Genomic DNA, 18,342 nt, shown 5'->3' with positions numbered 1-18,342 from the left:
TGGTGAAATGGTGAGATAGTGAAATGATGATAGGATAGCTTACTCACTACTCACCATTTCACCATCTCACTTCTAAGCAAACTCGCGGGCGAAGAACTGGACTAGCTGCTCGTAGGCGGCGTCCGGGATGGCGGGGAAGTTGGCGATGCGCAGCGAGTTGGGTTTCCAGTTGCCGTAGCCGTTGCCGAGCTGCAAGCCTTGCTCTTTGGCGCGACGCTTCACCTCGTCGATCAGGGCAGGAGGGCCTTGCAGGCCGATAACGGTGGTGGAGCGCGTTTCGGGGTTCGTCACGAGGGGCGTGAGCTGCGTGGCGTTGTCGAAGTAGTCGTAGAGCTTGGTGGCGCGGTCGAGCAGGTGCTGGTGCACCGTTTTGATCGGCTGCCGATCTTGCAGCACGCGGCTCAATAGGTAGATATCCAGCACGTTGGGCGTGTGCGTGGTCTGGTAGTTGAGCATCTTCTCGTACTGCGACACGAGGCTGTTGTAGTGCGCCCGCTCATTGATCTGACGGAACCGAGCTACCGCCCGCGGCGACAGAATCATCAGACCTAGGCCCGCCGGCAAGCCAAAGCACTTCTGCACCGAGCCAAACCAGATGTCGGCCTTGATCATCTTGAGCTGAATGCCGCCCAGTGAAGAAGTGGCATCCACGGCCAGCAAGGAGTTAGGACCTAGCTTGTTGTACAGGTTCAGAATGAAGCCGTCGCGCAGCTGCGTGGCATTGGAGGTTTCGTTCTGCGTGATGCACACCAGATCAGCATCTTGCGGAATCTGACCTAGGTTAGGGAGTTCGTCGACGCCAAACAATTGACCCGTGCTGGCCGGCTTAAGTGCCTTGGCGTATTCGAGCCATTTCTCCCCAAACGCGCCGCTGTAGAGGTGGAAGCTCTTGGTAGGCGTCAGGCTTTGGGCCAACACCTCCCAGCACTCCGTGGCCGAGTTGAGGAAGAAAATCGTGTAATCCTGCGGGATGTTGAGCTTGGCTTTCAGGTCGGCAATAACCTGACGTACCAGGCCCGTGAAACGCTCGCCGCGGTGGGGAGCCGAAAGCCAGCCTTCGTCGAAAGCCGCCGTGAGATAGGACCGCACCTCGGCATAAACCTGCGACGGACCCGGATTGAAAGTATACATACGAGTTAGAAAGTCAGTTGGAAAAGGCAAAGGTAGGGATAGGTGAAATGGTGCGGTGGTGAAATGGTGAGTTTGATGGTGAGGTGGTGAGTGGTGAAGTGGTGAGTTTGTTTTTGGCAATCAGACCTAGGTGGACTCATAAACTCACTACCTCACCATTTCACCACCTTACCACCTCACACTTTAAAGCCCACACGCTTAGGGCGGAGACCCTCGAAATAGTGTAGGGCCAGTCGGTAGCTGTCCAGCTTGAAACCCGTGATAGTGCCCACGCACACGCGGCTGATGTAGCTGTGCTGCCGGAATTCTTCGCGGGCGGCTACGTTGGATAGGTGAACTTCTACGACCGGCGTGGCAATGGCCGCAATGGCATCGGCGAGGGCTAGGCTGGTGTGGGTGAAGGCGCCGGCGTTCAGCACGATGCCGTGGTAGGTGAAGCCCACTTCGTGCAGCTTGTCGAGCAGTTCGCCTTCGTGGTTGCTTTGGAAATATTCGAGCTGGATATCGGGGAAAGCCTCTTGAAGCTCAGGGAGGTAGCTGTCGAAAGAGCGGGTGCCGTAGATGCCCGGCTCGCGCCGTCCGAGCAGATTGAGGTTCGGGCCGTTGATGATCAGGATTTGCATGTGCTTTTTGGAAGGAGCTAGGAGCTAGGAGTTGGGAGCTGAGAAATAGGAGGCTGGCTGTTCTCCCGGAGTAGATGAAACCTAGGTGGCAAAGGTCGTTGAACAGAAATTTTGGAGCTAGGTTTTTCTAAACCTTTAGCAAGGTTCACCGACCTTTGCCAACCTCTAACTTCTCCCCAAGTGAACTGGTCCGTCAGCATCAAGCAATTCGAAGGCTATTTGCAGCTCGAAAAATCGTTGTCGCCTAACTCGGTGGAGGCCTACGTGCGCGACATCAGCAAGCTGCGGCAGTACCTGGAAATTTCAAAATTGTCCGCCGGTCCTGAAAAGGTAACCACGCGCTTGCTGCGCGATTTTCTGGCGTGGCTCGGCGAGCTAGGTATGAGCGCCACCAGCCAGGCTCGCACGCTATCGGGTATCAAAGCCTTCTATAACTTCTTGATTATGGAGGACCTACTGCTGCTCGATCCGACTGATACGCTGGAAGCGCCCAAGATCGGCCGTAAGCTGCCCGACACGCTGAGCTACGAGGAAATTACGCAGATGCTGGAGGCCGTGGACCTGAGTACCAATGAAGGCACCCGCAATCGGGCCATCCTGGAAGTGCTCTACTCGTCGGGCTTGCGCGTGTCGGAATTGACGGAGCTGCGCCTCTCCAACCTCTACGCCGACCAGGGTTTCGTGCGCGTGACCGGCAAGGGCAACAAGGAGCGCCTCGTGCCCATCGGTCGCGATGCGCTCAAGCACCTAGGTTTCTACCTCACCGGCGTGCGCACGCACCTCGACATCAAGCCCGGCCACGAAGACACCGTCTTTCTGAACAAGCGCGGCACGGGCCTCTCGCGCATCATGATCTTCAACATTATCAAAGACTTAGCGACCAAAGCCGGCATCCGCAAGACCATCAGCCCGCACACGTTCCGCCATTCGTTTGCCACGCACCTCATCGAAGGCGGCGCCGACCTGCGGGCCGTGCAGGAAATGCTAGGTCACGAAAGCATCACGACCACCGAAATCTACACCCACCTCGACCGTGATTATCTCAAGCAGGTAATCACGGAGTTTCACCCGCGTAGCTGAGTGGTGAGGTGGTGAGTGGTGAATTTGATGTTTAACTCGTCCATCACTTAGAAGACACCTCACCACTCACCACCTCACCGCTCCTGGCAGGTGTGGAGCCATTCTTCGGCTTCGGCTACCTGCCGGAATATTTGCAGCTCAAACGGAATCTGGTCGGGGTGGCGGATGGCAACGGTAGTGATGTCGGCGTTGGCATCGGGCGGCATTACGTGGGCGATGTAGCGCAGACCTAGCTTTGCCGCCTGCGGCACCCACACGCGCTCCAGCCATTCCACCGAATCGAACCACGGCCCGACGATCTGACTGTTGTCGTTCAGCAGGCAAGGCGCATGGGTGATTTCCATGACTTCCAGGGTTTTGCTAGCGCCTTTGGTGGCATCCTGGTTGTTGACGAAGCCCCGCCAGGTAGCGCGCAGCCAGCCATTTGCCTCGTCATATTCATTGATGCAGACGTCCTGCGGATTGGCGAAGGTGAGTATATGTTGAAACATAGTGATAACTAAAAGCTGTTTACAGCTTTGTGCTTTACTTAGTTTATGGTAGTAGCTGAGAACGAGTGTACGCGGGCACGGACGTTGGCAGCCCAATGATTCAGGTATAGCACTGAGCAGCAGAAACAAAGAAAACCGGAAAGTCGCGACCTAGGTCGAAAGCCGGCAATTGTGGGTTAAAAGTACTGGTCAGATTATGAAATGTAAGCTCAACGGGAACTTCTGAGGAGCGCAGCAGGCAGCTCGGAGCCGCCTGTTACCTTTGCCCCAACCTGCTGTTGTATGCCTTTTTCTTCCCGTTTTTCATCGCCGCTGGTTGTTGCGCTGCTGGGGCTGCTGCTTTTTCTGCTGCCCTGGCTGGTGCTCGGCCCGCAGAGCTACATCACCATCGATGATAATCTGGACACAGAAATCAGCATTCCATACCTGCTCACGCGCCATCACCTAGCCCTCGACTACCGATCTGACGCCGTGGTGCCGCCCATCATGAATGGCCTGCCCCGCAATGCGTTGCGCTCGGGTCTGAGCCTGACGATGCCGCTGTTTGCCGCTCTCTCACCGTTGTGGGCCTACCTGGCGCACGAGGTGCTGGTGCGCCTGATCGGGTTGCTGGGCATGTACGCGCTGCTGCGGCGGCACTTTCTGCCCGACGCAACCGCGCAGAGCCGCTGGCTGGCCGCTGGCCTAGGTCTGGCCTGGGCCGTGCTGCCGATTTACCCAATTTATGGCGTATCAGTGCTGGGGCAGCCGTGGGTGCTGCTGGCTTTGCTGAACCTACGGCGCGGCCCCGGCCACTGGACCGACTGGCTCCTGCTGATTCTGTTTCCGCTGTGGTCGATGTTTGTCTTGGCCGGCGCGTTTGTGGTGGCCGGCGCGTTTGTGCTGCTGCTCTGGGACGTGTGGCAGAAGCGGCGAGTGGCGTGGCGCCTGGTGGCCGGCCTGGCCTTGCTGACGATTATGTTCCTGGTTGTGGAATACCCATTGTTCTACTCCTTGCTGATTGCCAAGCAGTTTGTGCCGCACCGCTTGGAGTTCGACTTAGGTCAGCTAGGTCCGCATGGCTGGAAAGCTGGACTGAAGAGCGCCGCGCTCTACTTCTTCATGGGGCAATATCATGCTAGCCTTTTCTTCCGGGGCGCGGCGCTGCTGGGCATTGGTGCGGCGCTATTTACGGCGTCTGCTGCCGCGCGCCGCTCCTTACGCCGCGAGCTGGTGCCGCTGCTGATCGGGCTAGGTTGCTTGGCGGTGTTCTGCGGATTTTATCCCCAGCTTGTAGCGGTGGTACAAAACCAAGTGCCTGCCTTGCGCACCTTCAACCTGAGCCGCTTTCATTTCCTGACGCCTTTGCTGTGGTTTGTGGTGCTGGTGTTTTGTCTGCGGCGGCTGCTCAATGCTAGGTTGCGCATGGCGTTGGTGACATTTCAACTGCTTATTGGCTTAGCGATGAACACCGAATGGCTGGCAAACCTGTGCATACTAGTTGGTCGTGCCCGCACTAATGAACCTAGCTACAAAGCCTTTGTAGCACCAGCTTTGTTCGCTGAAATTCAAAACAGTATTCAGCAGCAAACAGGGGAGGAGCCCGCCCAATACCGCGTGGCTTGCCTGGGTTTGCCGCCTAGTGTTGCCCAACTCAACGGCTTCTACACGCTGGACAGCTACCAGAACAATTACCCGCTGCCGTACAAACACCAGTTCCGCCCCCTGATTGCGGGCGAGCTGGCCAAGAGCGCCGTGCTGCGTACGTACTTCGATGCCTGGGGCAACCGCTGCTATCTGATGGCCGCCGAGCTAGGCAAGAATTTCCGCGTCGGCGCGTTATCTCACCGTACAGTACAAGATTTTGCGTTTGATGCCGCTGCTTTCCGCCAGATGGGTGGGCGCTATGTACTATCGGCCGTGCGGCTTGCCACTCCGGTGCGCAGCGGTCTGCGCCTACTGCGCGAGTTCCATGACCCAATGGCGTACTGGCAGGTGTATCTTTATGAGGTGAAGTAGTGAAATGGTGCGTTTGTGAATAGAAGGTTTGATGTTCCAGATGAGCTAGGTTAGGTAAGTAGTAAACTTCCCAACCTATTGCTGGATAACTCACTATTTCACCAACTCACCATCTCACCGGAAATAGCTAGATTTGGCCTTTTGGTGCGTGAGAATGGCTAAAAATACATACAAACAAAATATGACTCCGCCTGCTCGTGGCAACGAGCCCCGCCCATCGCGCGCTGCCGCGCGACCCGCGGAGGAGCCCGTACGTGAGCCCCGGCGCAACGAAGCCAGTCAGCGACCTGCGGCCGCAAAAGCCGCCGCAAAAGCTGCCAAGCCACCGCGCCGCCCCCTGAAGCTGCCCACGGTGTCGTTCAGTGGGCTGTTTGGCTTCCTGCGCGACCGGCGCTTTCAGCTTTTTCTGGGCTTCTTCTTCCTGTTAGGCTCTATGTACCTGACTATTGCGTTCGTGTCGTTTGTGTTCACCGGGCACTCCGACCAAAGCGTGGTAGAAGGCCTGAGCAATACGCAGGTGAAGGAAGCGGGGCAGGAGTCCGGCAACTGGCTGGGGCTGGTCGGCGCGTTCATGGCGCAGGTCCTGATTTACAAAGGCTTCGGTGTGGCAGCTTTCGCCGTCATTCCCATTGTGTTCTTCCTGGGCTACAAGATTGTGTTCCGGCGCCCTGGGTTGTCGTTGAGCTACGTGCTGGCCCTGTGCTTGTTTACGATGGTGTGGCTGAGCGTGCTGCTGGGCTACGTCGTCCTGTCGCTGGAAGCACCCGATGGCGACTCTGGCCTGGCACATAGCCTTGATTTCCTGAGCGGTGGCATCGGCTACGAGACGGCCCTTTGGCTTGATAGCCTCATTGGCTGGGGCACGGTGCTGCTGCTGGCGTTCCTGCTGATTTCCTTCGTAGTGTTCTTCTTCAACGTAACGAGTCTGAATCTGCACCGCTCTGGTCTTGAGGATGAGGAGGTTGATTATCAGGATACATACGAGCGTAATGGCCTAGGTGTAAATCATGCTGCTAACCCTACGGCTTCCCTTGAAGAGGAGGACGAAGAAGAGGAAGCAGCCCCGCTCGGTATGACGCTGCGCCGCGTAGGCCCCGTCGCCGCTCCGGCTGCACCTGCTCGCCCGCAAGCGCAGCTTGAGGAAGAAGAGGAAGACGAAGATGCTGACGATGAGCAGGACGTACCGATGGTGGCAACTGGCCCCATAGCGAAGCCTGCACTAAGCGTCAGCGTCGATACGACGGCACCCGTTGCGGCGGCAGTTGCCGCTGGTGCAGCGGTGGTTCCGCTGACGGTAGCGCCGGCTGCGGCCGCACTTACAACCGCCGCAGCTGCTGCCAAGGTCGCCACCACCAGCGGACCTAGCTTTTCCATCGAAGCACCCGTAGCGGAGCCGCCGGTTGCGGTGCCTTCCCGCGTGCCCACGCCGCTGTCGTTAGCAGACCTGGCCGATCCGGATGCACCCTTGCCGGCTCCTTCGCCTACGCTAACTGTGCGTGAAGCACCTACGCCAGCCCTGGAAATCGAAAGCACGCCCGGCGAGCTGGACCCCGCTGCTGGTGCTGATATGGCCGCTATTGCCGAAGCCGACGAGGAAGCTGAAACCATGCCCACGGTCAACTACGACCCGACGCTGGACCTGCCGCGCTACCAGTATCCAACCCTGGAGCTGCTCAATGATTACGGAGCCGCCAAGGCCCAAGTGAGCAAAGAAGAGCTGGAAGCCAACAAAGACCGCATCGTGGAGACCCTAGGTCACTACGGCATCAATATCGCTAGCATCAAAGCCACTATCGGCCCAACGGTGACGCTCTACGAAATCGTGCCGGATGCCGGGGTGCGAATCTCCAAAATCAAGAGCCTGGAAGATGATATTGCCCTGAGCTTAGCAGCCCTAGGTATTCGTATCATCGCCCCGATTCCGGGCAAAGGCACCATCGGTATCGAGGTGCCGAACACGAAAAAGGAGATGGTGAGCATTCGCTCGGTATTCAGCACGGATAAGTTCGTGAACACCGAAATGGACCTGCCGGTAGCGTTCGGTCGCACCATCACCAACGAAGTGTTCGTGGCCGACCTAGCTAAAATGCCGCACTTGCTCATGGCCGGTGCTACCGGTCAGGGTAAGTCGGTGGGCCTGAACGTGATTCTGGCGTCGTTGCTCTACAAGCGCCATCCGTCGCAGTTGAAGTTTGTGCTCGTGGACCCGAAGAAGGTGGAGCTGAGCATCTTCAACAAAATCGAGCGTCACTTCCTGGCCAAGCTGCCCGACACCGAAGAAGCCATCATCACCGACACCAAGAAGGTGGTGAACACGCTGAATTCGTTGTGCATGGAAATGGACCGGCGCTACGATCTGCTGAAAGATGCCGGCTGCCGCAACCTCAAAGAGTACAACCGCAAGTTTGTGGAGCGCCGGCTGAACCCGAAGAAAGGCCACCGCTTCATGCCCTTCATCGTGCTGGTCATCGACGAATTGGCCGACCTGATGATGACGGCCGGCAAGGAGGTCGAAACGCCGATTGCCCGCCTCGCCCAGCTTGCCCGAGCCATTGGTATTCACCTCATTGTGGCTACGCAGCGTCCTTCGGTGAACGTCATTACGGGTATCATCAAGGCAAATTTCCCCTGCCGCATTTCCTTCAAAGTAACTTCTAAGATCGACTCGCGTACCATCCTCGACACGGGCGGTGCCGACCAGCTTGTCGGTCAGGGCGACATGCTGTTTTCGGCCGGTTCCGACCTGATTCGCGTGCAGTGCGCCTTCATCGACACACCCGAAGTAGACCGCCTTTGCGACTACATCGGCGAGCAGCAGGGCTACCCAGATGCCTACGCGCTGCCCGAAGTGGCCGGCGAAGACGGCGGCAACGGTGGCGGCGAAGACTTTGACCCCACAGACCGCGACAGCATGTTCGAAGAGGCTGCGCGTGTGATTGTTACGCACCAGCAGGGTAGTACTTCCCTGTTGCAGCGCCGCTTGAAGTTAGGTTATAATCGGGCCGGCCGCCTGATCGACCAACTTGAGCACGCCGGTATCGTAGGACCCTTTGAGGGCAGCAAAGCCCGCGAAGTGCTTATTCCGGACGAGTATAGTTTGGAACAGTTATTGAATAATCTTTCGAAAAGTTAGAAGTAAGTACAGAAACATACCTTGAAGGCTTCGGTTGACTGTTCTGTTTTAAACGAATGCCTCCTTGTTGATGTCTTACTACTTACTTAGCAACACCACCCTTTTGTAATGAAGAAAACCATCGCCCTGCTCCTGCTCTCGGCTTCCCTGATGACGTCGGCCTCAGCGCAGCAGGACCCTAAAGCAGGTAAGATTCTGGATCAGATGAGCGCTAAATATCAGGCGCTGAATGCTTTCAAAGCTACCTTCACGCAGACGCTGGAAAACGACGCGGCGAAGGTAAAAGACAACATGAGCGGTGATATTACCGTGAGCGGTCAGAAGTATCACCTCAAAATGAACGGCCAGGAGGTCATCAACAACGGCAAAACCGTGTGGACCTACATGAAGGCTGAGAATGAGGTGAATATCTCCGATTACGACCCGGATGAGCAGGATATTTCGCCTTCCCAGATCTACACGCTCTACAAGAAAGGCTACAAGTACACCTACGTGCAGGAAACCAAAGAAGCCGGTGAGCCCTGCGACGTAATCGAACTCTCGCCCGAAGACCGCACGAACCAGATCTATAAAGTGCGCATGACGGTAAGCAAAACCGATAAATCGGTGAAAAGCTGGAAGATGTTCAAAAAAAATGGCAATCGCTACACGGTGTCTATCAAGAAGTTCCAGGCTAATCCGCCCGTTGATGCCAACACATTTGCCTTTGACAAGGCTAAGTACAAAGGCGTAAAGGTGATTGACCTACGCTAGGTTGTCGCTGACGATTTGTCCGGCCCGCTTTCACTTCGTGTGAGGGCGGGCTGGTTTGGTTTATACAGGACCTAGGTATGTCGCGCTAGCTTTTTAGGCGCTTGTGAAAATTAGGCCCAAGCTTTGAAGCTTAAGTAAACTTCTTGTCATTTCGAGCATTCTGCGCATCAAGCAGAGACGAGAAATCTGAGGTAGCAGCTACAACAAATTGCTCAGGTTCCTCGCGCTGCTCGGAATGACAGAAGAACCTAGCTTAACGCCACAAATAATACTTCGTTTATCCTCTATGCAAGAAGATTTCCTACACTATATCTGGCAGCATCAATACTTCGATAAAACTGATTTACAAACGGAAGCAGGCGAAATCATCACCGTTTTGCGCCCCGGTAACCGCAACGCCGACGCCGGCCCCGACTTCCTGGGTGCGCGGCTGCAAATAGGGGAGGTGGAGTGGAACGGAGCCGTGGAAATTCACCTGAGCGCCTCCGATTGGGCGCGCCACCAACACCAAATCGACCCCAAATACGACCAGGTAGTGCTGCACGTAGTATACACCGCCGACCATGCCGTGCGGCGCACAAATGGTACGCTGGTGCCGACCCTAGCTTTGGCCTCGCGCCTAGCTCCCGAGTTGCTACAGCGCTACCAAAGGCTGCTAAGCGCGCCACCAACCGCGCTGCCGTGCGCCCCATTTCTGATGCAGGTGCCGGGCATCACGCGGGCTATGATGGTCGAAAGGGCCTTGCTGGAACGGGTGGAGCAGAAAGCGGCGGGAATTGAAGCCTTGCACCAGCAGCTCGGAGCTGATTGGGAAGCTACAGCGTACCACGCGTTGGCCACCGCATTTGGGTTCCAAAAGAACAGCGAGTCTCTTGCTCGTTTAGCTAAAGCGTTGCCGTTGAATATCGTACGGCGGCATCGCCACGATGTAAGGCAGTTGGAAGCGTTAGTATTCGGGCAAGCTGGTTTCTTGGGAGAAGCGGCTGAAACGGAAACCGACAGCTATATTACAGGCTTGCGAAACGAGTATATGTTTCTGGCTCACAAGTACAACCTAGCTTCCTCTGCCTTGCCCGTACACGCTTGGAACTTCCTGCGGCTACGACCCGCTAATTTCCCGACGGTACGCCTCTCGCAGTTTGCTGCCCTGCTGCATGCTCGGCCCACCTTATTTGATGCTCTGCTCACCGCCGCCGACGTGCTGACGCTGGAGCAATTTTTCGCGGCACCTTTGTCGGAGTACTGGCGCGAACATTATCGGCCGGGGCGCACAGGCAAAGTGCCCATCCTAGGTCGGAGCAGCGCGCAATTACTTGTCACTAATGTAGTTGTGCCGCTGCGGGTAGCCTATGCGCGCTATGTGGGCCAGCCCGAGCTTACAGAAAGCGCAGTGGCGTTGCTCAACCAACTTCCTGCCGAGCGCAACCACCTAACCGAGCCGTACGAGGCACTGAATTTCAGCCACCGCAGTGCCGCTGATTCGCAGGGGCTGCTGGCCTTGGGGCGGAGCTACTGCGAGCCGCGTCACTGCTTGCGGTGCGCCATCGGCAGCCACGTACTACGGCAAAACAAAGTGCTCCGGTGAAAATAGTATTGGCTCTTCTGCTAAATGCGGCGCTGCTGCTAGCCCTGGGCCGTTGGCTGCGTACCCAATACCAGCAGCCCACATTGCGGATCTGGTTGGTGCCGCTGCTCCTGCTGAAGCTAGGTGTCGGCGTGATATCGTGGCAGCGGTTGAGCGCCGATGCGGTGTTCTTTCAATCGTGGGCGCGTGTGCTGACGGAGCAGCTTTGGGCAGCCCCCAGCGCCTGGCTGCAAACTATGAGTAGCGACACGTTTTTGTTTGAAGGGCATCAGCTCATCTACCACGGCTTCTCCAACACATTCTTCCTTATCAAGCTGCTCTCCGCTCTTAACTTGCTTTCGTTGGGACATGTGTTATTGAATGTGCTGTATCTCAGCCTGTTTTGCTTTGTGGGTTGCTGGCAGTTGGTGCGAACAATAGAACAAGTCTTCCCGCAAACACCACGTGGCGCCACTATCCTCGCTTTTTTGCTGTGGCCCACGGTGCTCTACTGGTCGTCGGGTCTCACGAAGGAAAGCCTGCTGGTGGGCAGCTCAGCGTGGTTGCTGGCGTTGGTGCTGCGCTGGTATTACGGCACTGCTCAGCAGCCTAGGTTGCTGGGTTTGTGGATAATAATACTGGCAATACTTTTCTTTAAGATGCGGTTTTTCTTTGCCGCATTACTGTTGGGAGCCTTGGTAGCCCTGGGTGTAGTGCGGCTGGTGCAGCAGTTGGGTGGCGCCCGAAGCCGCTGGGGGCAGGTAGTGCTAATGGCGCTGATATTGAGCGGGGGTGCCTGGGCCGCTGGCGAAGTTATCCCGGCGTTTCGCTTCAATAAGTTTACCAGCCAGCTCATCCGCAACTACTCCGACCTGCGAGCTACGTCCCTCGAACGGCCTCATATTGAGTTCAATGATCTAGCGCCTACCGGTGCCAGCATTGCCCGTAATGCGCCGCTTGCCATTGGTTATACCCTGATGCGGCCATGGCCCTGGGAGTACCATGACCCGGCGTACATTGCCGCCGGACTTGAAAACATGGTCTTGCTAGTGGTGCTGGTGGTGGCCAGCGTGGCGCTGCTGCAGGGCAGGAGTGGAGCGTTGCCATTCGCATTGGTGGTAGGCCTGTTGTTTTATTGCATTGTACTGGCGGTTTTGCTGGGGCTGAGTACGCCCAACCTAGGTACGCTCAATCGATATCGGGCCGTGCTGCTGCCTTTTTTGCTCTTTCTGTTGTTCCAGAATGCGTACGCAGCGCGTTGGCTGAACCGCTGGTTCCGATAAGGTGTTACGGACCCACTAGCGCCAGGCTTGGCCCTGGCCGGCTCAGAGCCTATCTTTGCAGTTCAAAAACCGGCCGCTCAGCGGCTGTTCGCTTCTCCGCATGGAAAATCCTGTTATTATTCTGGGCGCTCAAAACGTAGGCACTACCGCCCTCGACGCGTTTCTCAGCAACGACGTGGTGGTGTATTGCCTGCTCGACGATGACGCCAAGCTCCAAAATACCGAGCTCAACGATGTGCCTGTGATGGGCAACACCGACGACAAAGAGCTGTTGAAGCTGCTGGGCAAGAAATGCGAAGTGTTTGTGGCGACCGAAGATACGGCCAGCCGCCGCAGCCTTACCAGCATGCTCCACGACGAATACCAGGTGGCGCCCGTCAATGCTATTCACGCCCGTGGCAGTGTATCGGAACATGCCTGGCTGGGGCACGGTATTCTGGTGGGCGCCAACGCGGTGGTTTCCAGCAACACGAAAGTGGGCAACGGCTGCATCATTGGTCCGAATGCCGTGGTGGATGTGCGCGCCGAGCTAGGTGACTACGCACAGCTAGGTGCCGGCGCAATTCTCAATGCCGGGGTTACAGTAGGCGAACAAGCCTTTATCGGAGCCGGCGCTGTAGTTGTGGCAGGCGTGAAAATCGGGAGTAAAGCTCGCATCGGGGCCGGTTCCGTTGTCGTAGCTGACGTGCCCGCCAACCAGACGGTGTTCGGCAACCCCGCCGCTAAAGTTTAATTATCAATGAACAATGAGCAATGAGCAATTAAAGGTGTACAAGCCTGACTAATTGCTCATTGCTCATTGATAATTGCTCATTGTTTTATGGATTACCGCGTTCTGCTTTATTACTGCTACACGCCCATCGACGATGTAGAGGCTTTCCGGGAGGAACATCACCGCTTGTGCCTGCGCCTGAACCTGTTGGGTCGTATCATCGTGGCACCGGAGGGGTTGAATGGCACCGTGTCGGGCCTCACGGCCGATTGTGAAGAGTACATGCGCATTGTGAAGGCCGACCCTAGGTTTGCGGCGCTCGAATTCAAGATAGAGCCTTCCGAAACGCACACGTTTCAGAAGCTGCACGTGCGGGTGAAGCCGGAAATCGTGCACGTTGGCCTGCCCGAAATCAAGCCTTACGAGCGCACCGGCATTCACCTGTCGCCGCAGGAGTTCCGCGATATGAAGGACCAGGACGACGTCGTGATTCTGGACGTGCGCTCCGACTACGAGCACGAGCTAGGTCGCTTCAAAAACGCCGTGACCTTGGATATCGAGAACTTTCGCGAGTTTCCGGATAAAGTAGATGAGCTAGCCCAGTACAAAGACAAGAAGATCCTCACGTACTGCACGGGCGGCATCAAGTGCGAAAAGGCCAGTGCCTACCTGCTGGAGAAGGGCTTCGAGAACGTGTACCAGCTCCACGGCGGCATTATCAAGTACGGCTTGGAGGCGGGTGGCGAAGATTTTGAGGGCAAGTGCTACGTGTTCGACGGCCGCGTAGCCGTGGACGTAAACAGCGTCAACCCCACGATTATCTCGAAGTGCCACCACTGCCACACGCCCTCGGCGCGGATGATTAACTGCGCCAATCCGCACTGCAACGCCCACCTGGCAATGTGCGAGAGCTGCGGCGAAAAGTTAGCCGGCGCCTGCTCCGAAACCTGCCAGCAACACCCGGATAAGCGCCCATACGACGGTACCGGCACGTATCCGAAGCTCAGCAACAACTACAACCCGGAGCAAGGGCTGCTTTCGTACCGGGCACCGAAGCTTACGACGTAGGGCTTCGGCGGGCGCAAATATTCGGCGACGACCTAGGTTTTGACCCCGTAGACGGCGGCAGCCTGCACGAGTCGTGGCGGCAGCAGCCCGGCACGCCGTTGTACGTCAAGGATTTGACCGCTGCCGAAATCCAAAAGCAGCTTGAAAGCCTGGGCACCGAACGCACGGCGGAACAGCGCGCGCAAATTGCTGCCAAGCAAGCCGAGCAGGAACAGAAGATTATCAAGAAGTTCCAGTCGCAGCCGGCCGCTGAATAAGCTAGGTTGGCAGGAGCACCGACCAATTATAGCTCCTACAGCTGTAAAAAGAGCCGTGGCGAAAGCCACGGCTCTTTGACTTTTACCAGTTACCTTACAGTATAAATGTCCTCCTGTGCCGGCCATGTGCTATGAATGATCATATTCCGACATATCATCTGCGCATGTTTGCTGACTACGACGAGGCGGCTACGGAGGTCTTTTGCCCTGAGTATCATGCTGGGGGTAAGGCAGTTGCGCCCATTACCATTCCCTACCGCAGCGACTACTACAAAATCAGCCTCTGCCTGCGCGGAAAGGCCGAGCTGAAAGTCAACCTGCAAACCTCCGTTGTGCGCCCCGGCTGCCTGGTGCTGGTTACGCCCCACATCATCAAGCAGTGGACGCACATCGCCGACGACTACGAAACGCTCTCGGTCTTTTTCAGCAGCGACTTTATCACGGCCAACAACGCCCACGTCGGAAAGCTAGGTTTTCTGCTGAACCCGACGGCGTACGTGCTGCCCCTTTCGGCCCCGGAGGCCGCGAACATTGCCGCTTCCTTCCGTTTTCTACAGCAGAAATACCGTACCCCGCACGCGAACCGCCGGGAAATCGTCAAGAATATCATCAATGGGCTGCTGTATGAGATTGGCGCTTTGTACGACCAAATGCCCGCCCCGCGCCCCGTCGCGCAACCCAGGGGCCAGGAGCTGACAACGGCGTTCAAGCACTTGCTTCAGGCGCATAGCGCGTTGGCGCGCAACGTGGCATTTTATGCCGATAAGCTCTGCGTCACGCCGAAGCACCTGACGGAAATGGTGCGGGAAGTAACCGGGAAAACCGCCAGCGACCTGATAGCCGAAGCCGTGGTGCTGGAAGCTAAAACCTTGTTGCAGACAACCACGCTGCCGATGCACCAGATAGCGGATAAGCTGCATTTTGCCGATCAGTTTGCCTTTAGCCGGTTCTTCAAAAAGAGCACGGGGCTTTCGCCTACCGCCTATAAGCAAGGCTAGGTTGATTGCCGCCATTTAGCCAAATCCTGCCGCCTTCTGGCTATGTCCGGCGGGTAGGCCAACTATGAACTTTGCTGGTGCAACACCAGATGCTCCACTACTTGCCATCGGCCGTGCAGCAAGTAGCGGAGGCGGTGTTGCGAACTCATGTTCAACCAGATAAGATTGTTCGTATGATTTTGGTAACTGGTGCTACCGGGCACCTCGGCCGGGCCGTGCTACAGACGCTAGCCAGCAAAACGGCTCCTGATAACCTAGCTGCCTTGGTGCGCGACCCCGACAAAGCCGCTGACCTGCAAGCCCAGGGTATAAGCATTCGTGTGGGCGATTACCGCGACCTGGCTTCGCTGCAACGAGCGATGCAGGGCATAACCAAAGTGCTCCTGATATCGGGTGGTGGAGACGACGATGCCCTTCAGCAGCACTACAACGTAGTAGATGCCGCCCGCCAAGCCGGCGTGCAGTGCCTGGCCTACACCAGTCGCGCCTTGAAAGATCCTGACTCGCTTACTAACCAGTTGATGGTGCGGCACTTTCAGACGGAAGACTACATCAAAGCCAGCGGCCTAGCCTACGTTTTGTTCCGCAACATCCTGTACATGGAGGCGCTGCCGCAGTTTACCGGCCCGCACGTACTGACCACCGGCATTGGCCTGCCCGCGGGTGAGGGCAAGGTAGCGTATGCTTTGCGCAGCGAGATGGGGGAAGCCATTGCGCACACCTTGCTGGATAGCAGCTGCAATACTAAAACCTACTATCTCACCGGCAGCGAAGCCTATTCCTTCCACGACGTAGCCGCCGCCCTGACTACTCTCTCCGGCAAGCCAGTGGCCTACACCCCATTGGAAACCGCTGAGTTTGAGCAACGACTACACGCCCGTGGCCTGCCGGCTATCGTCATTCAGCGCATTGTAGGCTTCATGACTGACATCAAAAATGGGCAGGAGGAAATCGTGCGCTCCGATCTGGAACAGCTACTGGGGCGCAAACCGAGCACTCTGATAGAAGGAGTAAAAACAATCTTTAACCTATAAGCACCTAGGTATTCGGTGGAGCTTAGTTCAGTATGTTGCGGGGGCCTGAACCTAGGTTCCTGCAACTGCAACTTTCAATGTATCTGCTCCAAAACGTGCCAGCAGCACCCCAACAAACTCCCATACGATTGTATGGGTACGTACCCGAAGCTGAGCAACAACTACAATCCAGAGCAAGAACTGTTTTTATACTGAGCTCCGTAAGTGCAGTCGTAACGTTCGCTGATCAAGGAAACGACAAAATGCAACAGCCTCTACGACGTCTTGCGAAACGTCATAGAGGCTGTTGCATTTTCGTTACGTAAAACTACCATTGCCATTGCCTATTCCACTGCTTAAGAAGCATAAGTAACGTGTCTCTAACCTTAACAACCTGCTGCCTGTTTGGGTCTTGTTCCTCACAGCCCTCATCATCAGGTGTATAAAAGTCGACTGCCTTGATAGTCTGCTTATCAATTAGGTATAAAGTATTTTCATCTCCATCCATTATCACAGTACAGCCTCGTCTTGACGTTGGAGTTTCACGTTCATCTTTTATAAGCCATAAATGAGGCAGATTTAGTAACTGCCAAGCACGAAGAAGAGTGTCTGATGAAAGTGGTCTAGGCAAAAAGTAACGGTTGGTGTCGGGAGCGGTGGCTTGGAAGGTGGATTCTGCTCGCATAATCTTTAGGGGTAGATTGCCCGGATAATAAGCGCCTCGCAAATGACGGTAAGGGCTGATATAGGTGAAAAAGTAAACACGCTCCTTGTGCTTAGCTATGATCAAATAATGGGGCGAATTATTCCAGTTCGAGCCTACATGGTAGATGATGGTGCTGTCAAAGTTCTGCTGGAAGAATACATGCAAGGGTGTGCTTTTTACCTTTGACTGAGCTTGCAATTGGCAGGAAAACAGGAGCCAGAAAACAATGCTTATTAAGAAGTATCTGTGTGCTCGTCTGATCATTAGCACTAGATGTTTGAATAAGAAAATACCTAGGTTCTTTGCAAAGTATACAGCTATTCCGGTGACTTTTTCACTACTGTTCTCGCTTTAAGATAAAGCAAGCGCTAGCCTTAGTTAGCACGTCGAAGGAGCATTACATAAAAAGCGGACAAGTATGCGTTTAGCTGTTCGCGCACTTAGTTTAGCCCCAACCTGTACATTTACCCGCGGCAAGCAACACCAAAACCGTTGCTTGGCTTACCCGTACGTTGTAGCCTACTAATCCGCAGCCAATATGACCGCAATACCCGATTCGGAGTTGATTCTCAACCGCGACGGCAGCATCTACCACCTCAACCTGCTGCCCGATCATATTTCCGACACCATCATCACCGTTGGCGACCCAGCGCGGGTGGCGCTGGTAAGTCAGCACTTCGACTCCATCGAAACCCAGATTCACAAGCGCGAGTTTGTGACGCATGTGGGCTACTACAAGGGCAAACGCCTCACCGTTATCAGCACCGGCATGGGCACGGATAACATTGATATTCTGCTCAATGAACTGGATGCACTGGTCAACATCGACTTCGTGACGCGCACGCTGCGGCCGCATGAAGAGCGCATTGCGTTGCGCATCATTCGGGTGGGCACGAGCGGCGCCTTGCAGGCCGATATTCCGGTGGGCTCGCACCTGGTCACGGAGCACGCCGTGGGGCTGGATTCGCTGATGCAGTTCTACCCGCTAGTCGAAACGGGGCTCGAAGTGGAGGTAGGCACCGGCGTGCAGCAGGCCCTGGGCCTCGATTACCGCCCGTACTGCGTGCGCGGCTCCGACCTGCTTCGCGAGCAGCTAGGCGCCGGTATGTTTGTGGGCAATACGCTCACCTGCCCCGGTTTCTACGGTCCGCAAGGCCGCGTGCTGCGCCTCGACCTGCGCCAGCCCGACCTGATCAGCCGCTTCCAGAACTTCCGCTACGAAAGCGCCGAAGGGGAGTTCCGGCTCACCAATTTCGAAATGGAAACCGCTGGCTATTATGCCTTATGCCGGATGCTGGGCCACGAAGTAACCTCCCTAAACGCCATTGTAGCCAACCGGGCCACCGGCGAGTTTGCCACCGATTCGGAAGCGGTTGTAAACGATTTGATCGTCAAAACGCTGGATCGGGTGTAGCAGCGCTGTAGCCTCTTCCTGAATACAGGAAAAACAACAAACCCCAGGATGCGAGCTATTTTAGCTCGCATCCTGGGGTTTGTTGTAATAGTTATACTATGACCTAGGTTGGAATCTG

At 56.0% G+C, this 18,342-nt stretch carries 16 protein-coding genes; 12 read left to right on the top strand and 4 right to left on the bottom strand.

What is annotated here, in order from left to right:
- Nucleotides 1-72: 72 nt before the first annotated feature.
- Nucleotides 73-1,131 (bottom strand): aminotransferase class V-fold PLP-dependent enzyme, encoded by a 1,059-nt coding sequence (locus tag IEX74_RS20885; RefSeq protein WP_188815986.1) that lies wholly within the window; start codon nt 1,129-1,131, stop codon nt 73-75.
- 176 nt (nt 1,132-1,307) lie between these two features.
- On the bottom strand, nt 1,308-1,754 hold the full coding sequence (aroQ, locus tag IEX74_RS20880) for a type II 3-dehydroquinate dehydratase (RefSeq protein WP_188815985.1): 447 nt from the start codon (nt 1,752-1,754) through the stop codon (nt 1,308-1,310).
- 180 nt (nt 1,755-1,934) lie between these two features.
- Between aroQ and xerD the strand changes: the two genes are divergently transcribed.
- Nucleotides 1,935-2,834 carry a site-specific tyrosine recombinase XerD gene (gene xerD / locus IEX74_RS20875; RefSeq protein WP_188815984.1) on the top strand — a complete coding sequence of 300 codons (900 nt, stop codon included), beginning with the start codon at nt 1,935-1,937 and terminating at the stop codon, nt 2,832-2,834.
- A gap of 74 nt (nt 2,835-2,908) precedes the next feature.
- Here xerD and IEX74_RS20870 read toward each other — a convergent pair whose 3' ends face one another.
- Complete coding sequence (locus IEX74_RS20870) at nt 2,909-3,325, bottom strand: hypothetical protein (protein ID WP_188815983.1); 417 nt, start codon at nt 3,323-3,325, stop codon at nt 2,909-2,911.
- A gap of 282 nt (nt 3,326-3,607) precedes the next feature.
- Here IEX74_RS20870 and IEX74_RS20865 point away from each other — a divergent pair, with 282 nt between their 5' ends.
- The 10 genes from IEX74_RS20865 to IEX74_RS20820 all read left to right on the top strand — a co-directional run bounded on the left by IEX74_RS20865 (nt 3,608) and on the right by IEX74_RS20820 (nt 16,125).
- Entirely contained in the window at nt 3,608-5,323 is a 1,716-nt protein-coding gene (locus IEX74_RS20865) for a DUF6044 family protein (protein ID WP_188815982.1), read from the top strand.
- A 181-nt stretch (nt 5,324-5,504) separates the two neighbouring features.
- On the top strand, nt 5,505-8,456 hold the full coding sequence (locus IEX74_RS20860; RefSeq protein ID WP_188815981.1) for an FtsK/SpoIIIE family DNA translocase: 2,952 nt from the start codon (nt 5,505-5,507) through the stop codon (nt 8,454-8,456).
- Between the two features lie 108 nt (nt 8,457-8,564).
- Nucleotides 8,565-9,209 (top strand): outer membrane lipoprotein periplasmic chaperone LolA1, encoded by a 645-nt coding sequence (gene lolA1, locus IEX74_RS20855; protein ID WP_188815980.1) that lies wholly within the window; start codon nt 8,565-8,567, stop codon nt 9,207-9,209.
- A gap of 286 nt (nt 9,210-9,495) precedes the next feature.
- The gene (locus IEX74_RS20850) at nt 9,496-10,794 is read left to right on the top strand and encodes a DUF2851 family protein (protein WP_188815979.1); all 1,299 of its coding nucleotides are present in this window, start codon (nt 9,496-9,498) and stop codon (nt 10,792-10,794) included.
- A gap of 8 nt (nt 10,795-10,802) precedes the next feature.
- A complete protein-coding gene (locus IEX74_RS20845) occupies nt 10,803-12,056 on the top strand; it encodes a hypothetical protein (protein WP_188815978.1) in 1,254 nt (417 codons plus the stop codon).
- Nucleotides 12,057-12,156: 100 nt separating this feature from the next.
- Nucleotides 12,157-12,789 carry a NeuD/PglB/VioB family sugar acetyltransferase gene (locus IEX74_RS20840; RefSeq protein WP_188815977.1) on the top strand — a complete coding sequence of 211 codons (633 nt, stop codon included), beginning with the start codon at nt 12,157-12,159 and terminating at the stop codon, nt 12,787-12,789.
- 87 nt (nt 12,790-12,876) lie between these two features.
- Nucleotides 12,877-13,836 carry an oxygen-dependent tRNA uridine(34) hydroxylase TrhO gene (trhO, locus tag IEX74_RS20835; protein WP_188815976.1) on the top strand — a complete coding sequence of 320 codons (960 nt, stop codon included), beginning with the start codon at nt 12,877-12,879 and terminating at the stop codon, nt 13,834-13,836.
- Nucleotides 13,837-13,949: 113 nt separating this feature from the next.
- The gene (locus tag IEX74_RS20830) at nt 13,950-14,093 is read left to right on the top strand and encodes a hypothetical protein (protein WP_188815975.1); all 144 of its coding nucleotides are present in this window, start codon (nt 13,950-13,952) and stop codon (nt 14,091-14,093) included.
- 131 nt (nt 14,094-14,224) lie between these two features.
- Complete coding sequence (locus IEX74_RS20825; RefSeq protein ID WP_188815974.1) at nt 14,225-15,091, top strand: AraC family transcriptional regulator; 867 nt, start codon at nt 14,225-14,227, stop codon at nt 15,089-15,091.
- A 173-nt stretch (nt 15,092-15,264) separates the two neighbouring features.
- A complete protein-coding gene (locus tag IEX74_RS20820) occupies nt 15,265-16,125 on the top strand; it encodes an SDR family oxidoreductase (protein ID WP_188816081.1) in 861 nt (286 codons plus the stop codon).
- A gap of 307 nt (nt 16,126-16,432) precedes the next feature.
- Here IEX74_RS20820 and IEX74_RS20815 read toward each other — a convergent pair whose 3' ends face one another.
- Entirely contained in the window at nt 16,433-17,008 is a 576-nt protein-coding gene (locus IEX74_RS20815; RefSeq protein ID WP_188815973.1) for a hypothetical protein, read from the bottom strand.
- Between the two features lie 340 nt (nt 17,009-17,348).
- Here IEX74_RS20815 and IEX74_RS20810 point away from each other — a divergent pair, with 340 nt between their 5' ends.
- The gene (locus IEX74_RS20810; protein WP_188815972.1) at nt 17,349-18,224 is read left to right on the top strand and encodes a nucleoside phosphorylase; all 876 of its coding nucleotides are present in this window, start codon (nt 17,349-17,351) and stop codon (nt 18,222-18,224) included.
- Nucleotides 18,225-18,342 lie beyond the last annotated feature (118 nt).

This window comes from Hymenobacter cavernae (assembly GCF_014641455.1).
GTDB classification, from domain to species: domain Bacteria; phylum Bacteroidota; class Bacteroidia; order Cytophagales; family Hymenobacteraceae; genus Hymenobacter; species Hymenobacter cavernae.
Note: the sequence above shows the minus strand (reverse complement) of the source record. Positions and strands in the feature narration are given on the sequence as shown.

Coding starts and splice junctions, on each gene's coding strand:
- IEX74_RS20865 (WP_188815982.1), top strand. CDS start 3,608: ATGCCTTTTTCTTCCCGTTTTTCATCGCCGCTGGTTGTTGCGCTGCTG.
- IEX74_RS20860 (WP_188815981.1), top strand. CDS start 5,505: ATGACTCCGCCTGCTCGTGGCAACGAGCCCCGCCCATCGCGCGCTGCC.
- IEX74_RS20825 (WP_188815974.1), top strand. CDS start 14,225: ATGAATGATCATATTCCGACATATCATCTGCGCATGTTTGCTGACTAC.
- IEX74_RS20810 (WP_188815972.1), top strand. CDS start 17,349: ATGACCGCAATACCCGATTCGGAGTTGATTCTCAACCGCGACGGCAGC.
- IEX74_RS20850 (WP_188815979.1), top strand. CDS start 9,496: ATGCAAGAAGATTTCCTACACTATATCTGGCAGCATCAATACTTCGAT.
- IEX74_RS20870 (WP_188815983.1), bottom strand. CDS start 3,325: ATGTTTCAACATATACTCACCTTCGCCAATCCGCAGGACGTCTGCATC.
- aroQ (WP_188815985.1), bottom strand. CDS start 1,754: ATGCAAATCCTGATCATCAACGGCCCGAACCTCAATCTGCTCGGACGG.
- lolA1 (WP_188815980.1), top strand. CDS start 8,565: ATGAAGAAAACCATCGCCCTGCTCCTGCTCTCGGCTTCCCTGATGACG.
- IEX74_RS20885 (WP_188815986.1), bottom strand. CDS start 1,131: ATGTATACTTTCAATCCGGGTCCGTCGCAGGTTTATGCCGAGGTGCGG.
- trhO (WP_188815976.1), top strand. CDS start 12,877: ATGGATTACCGCGTTCTGCTTTATTACTGCTACACGCCCATCGACGAT.
- IEX74_RS20820 (WP_188816081.1), top strand. CDS start 15,265: ATGATTTTGGTAACTGGTGCTACCGGGCACCTCGGCCGGGCCGTGCTA.
- IEX74_RS20840 (WP_188815977.1), top strand. CDS start 12,157: ATGGAAAATCCTGTTATTATTCTGGGCGCTCAAAACGTAGGCACTACC.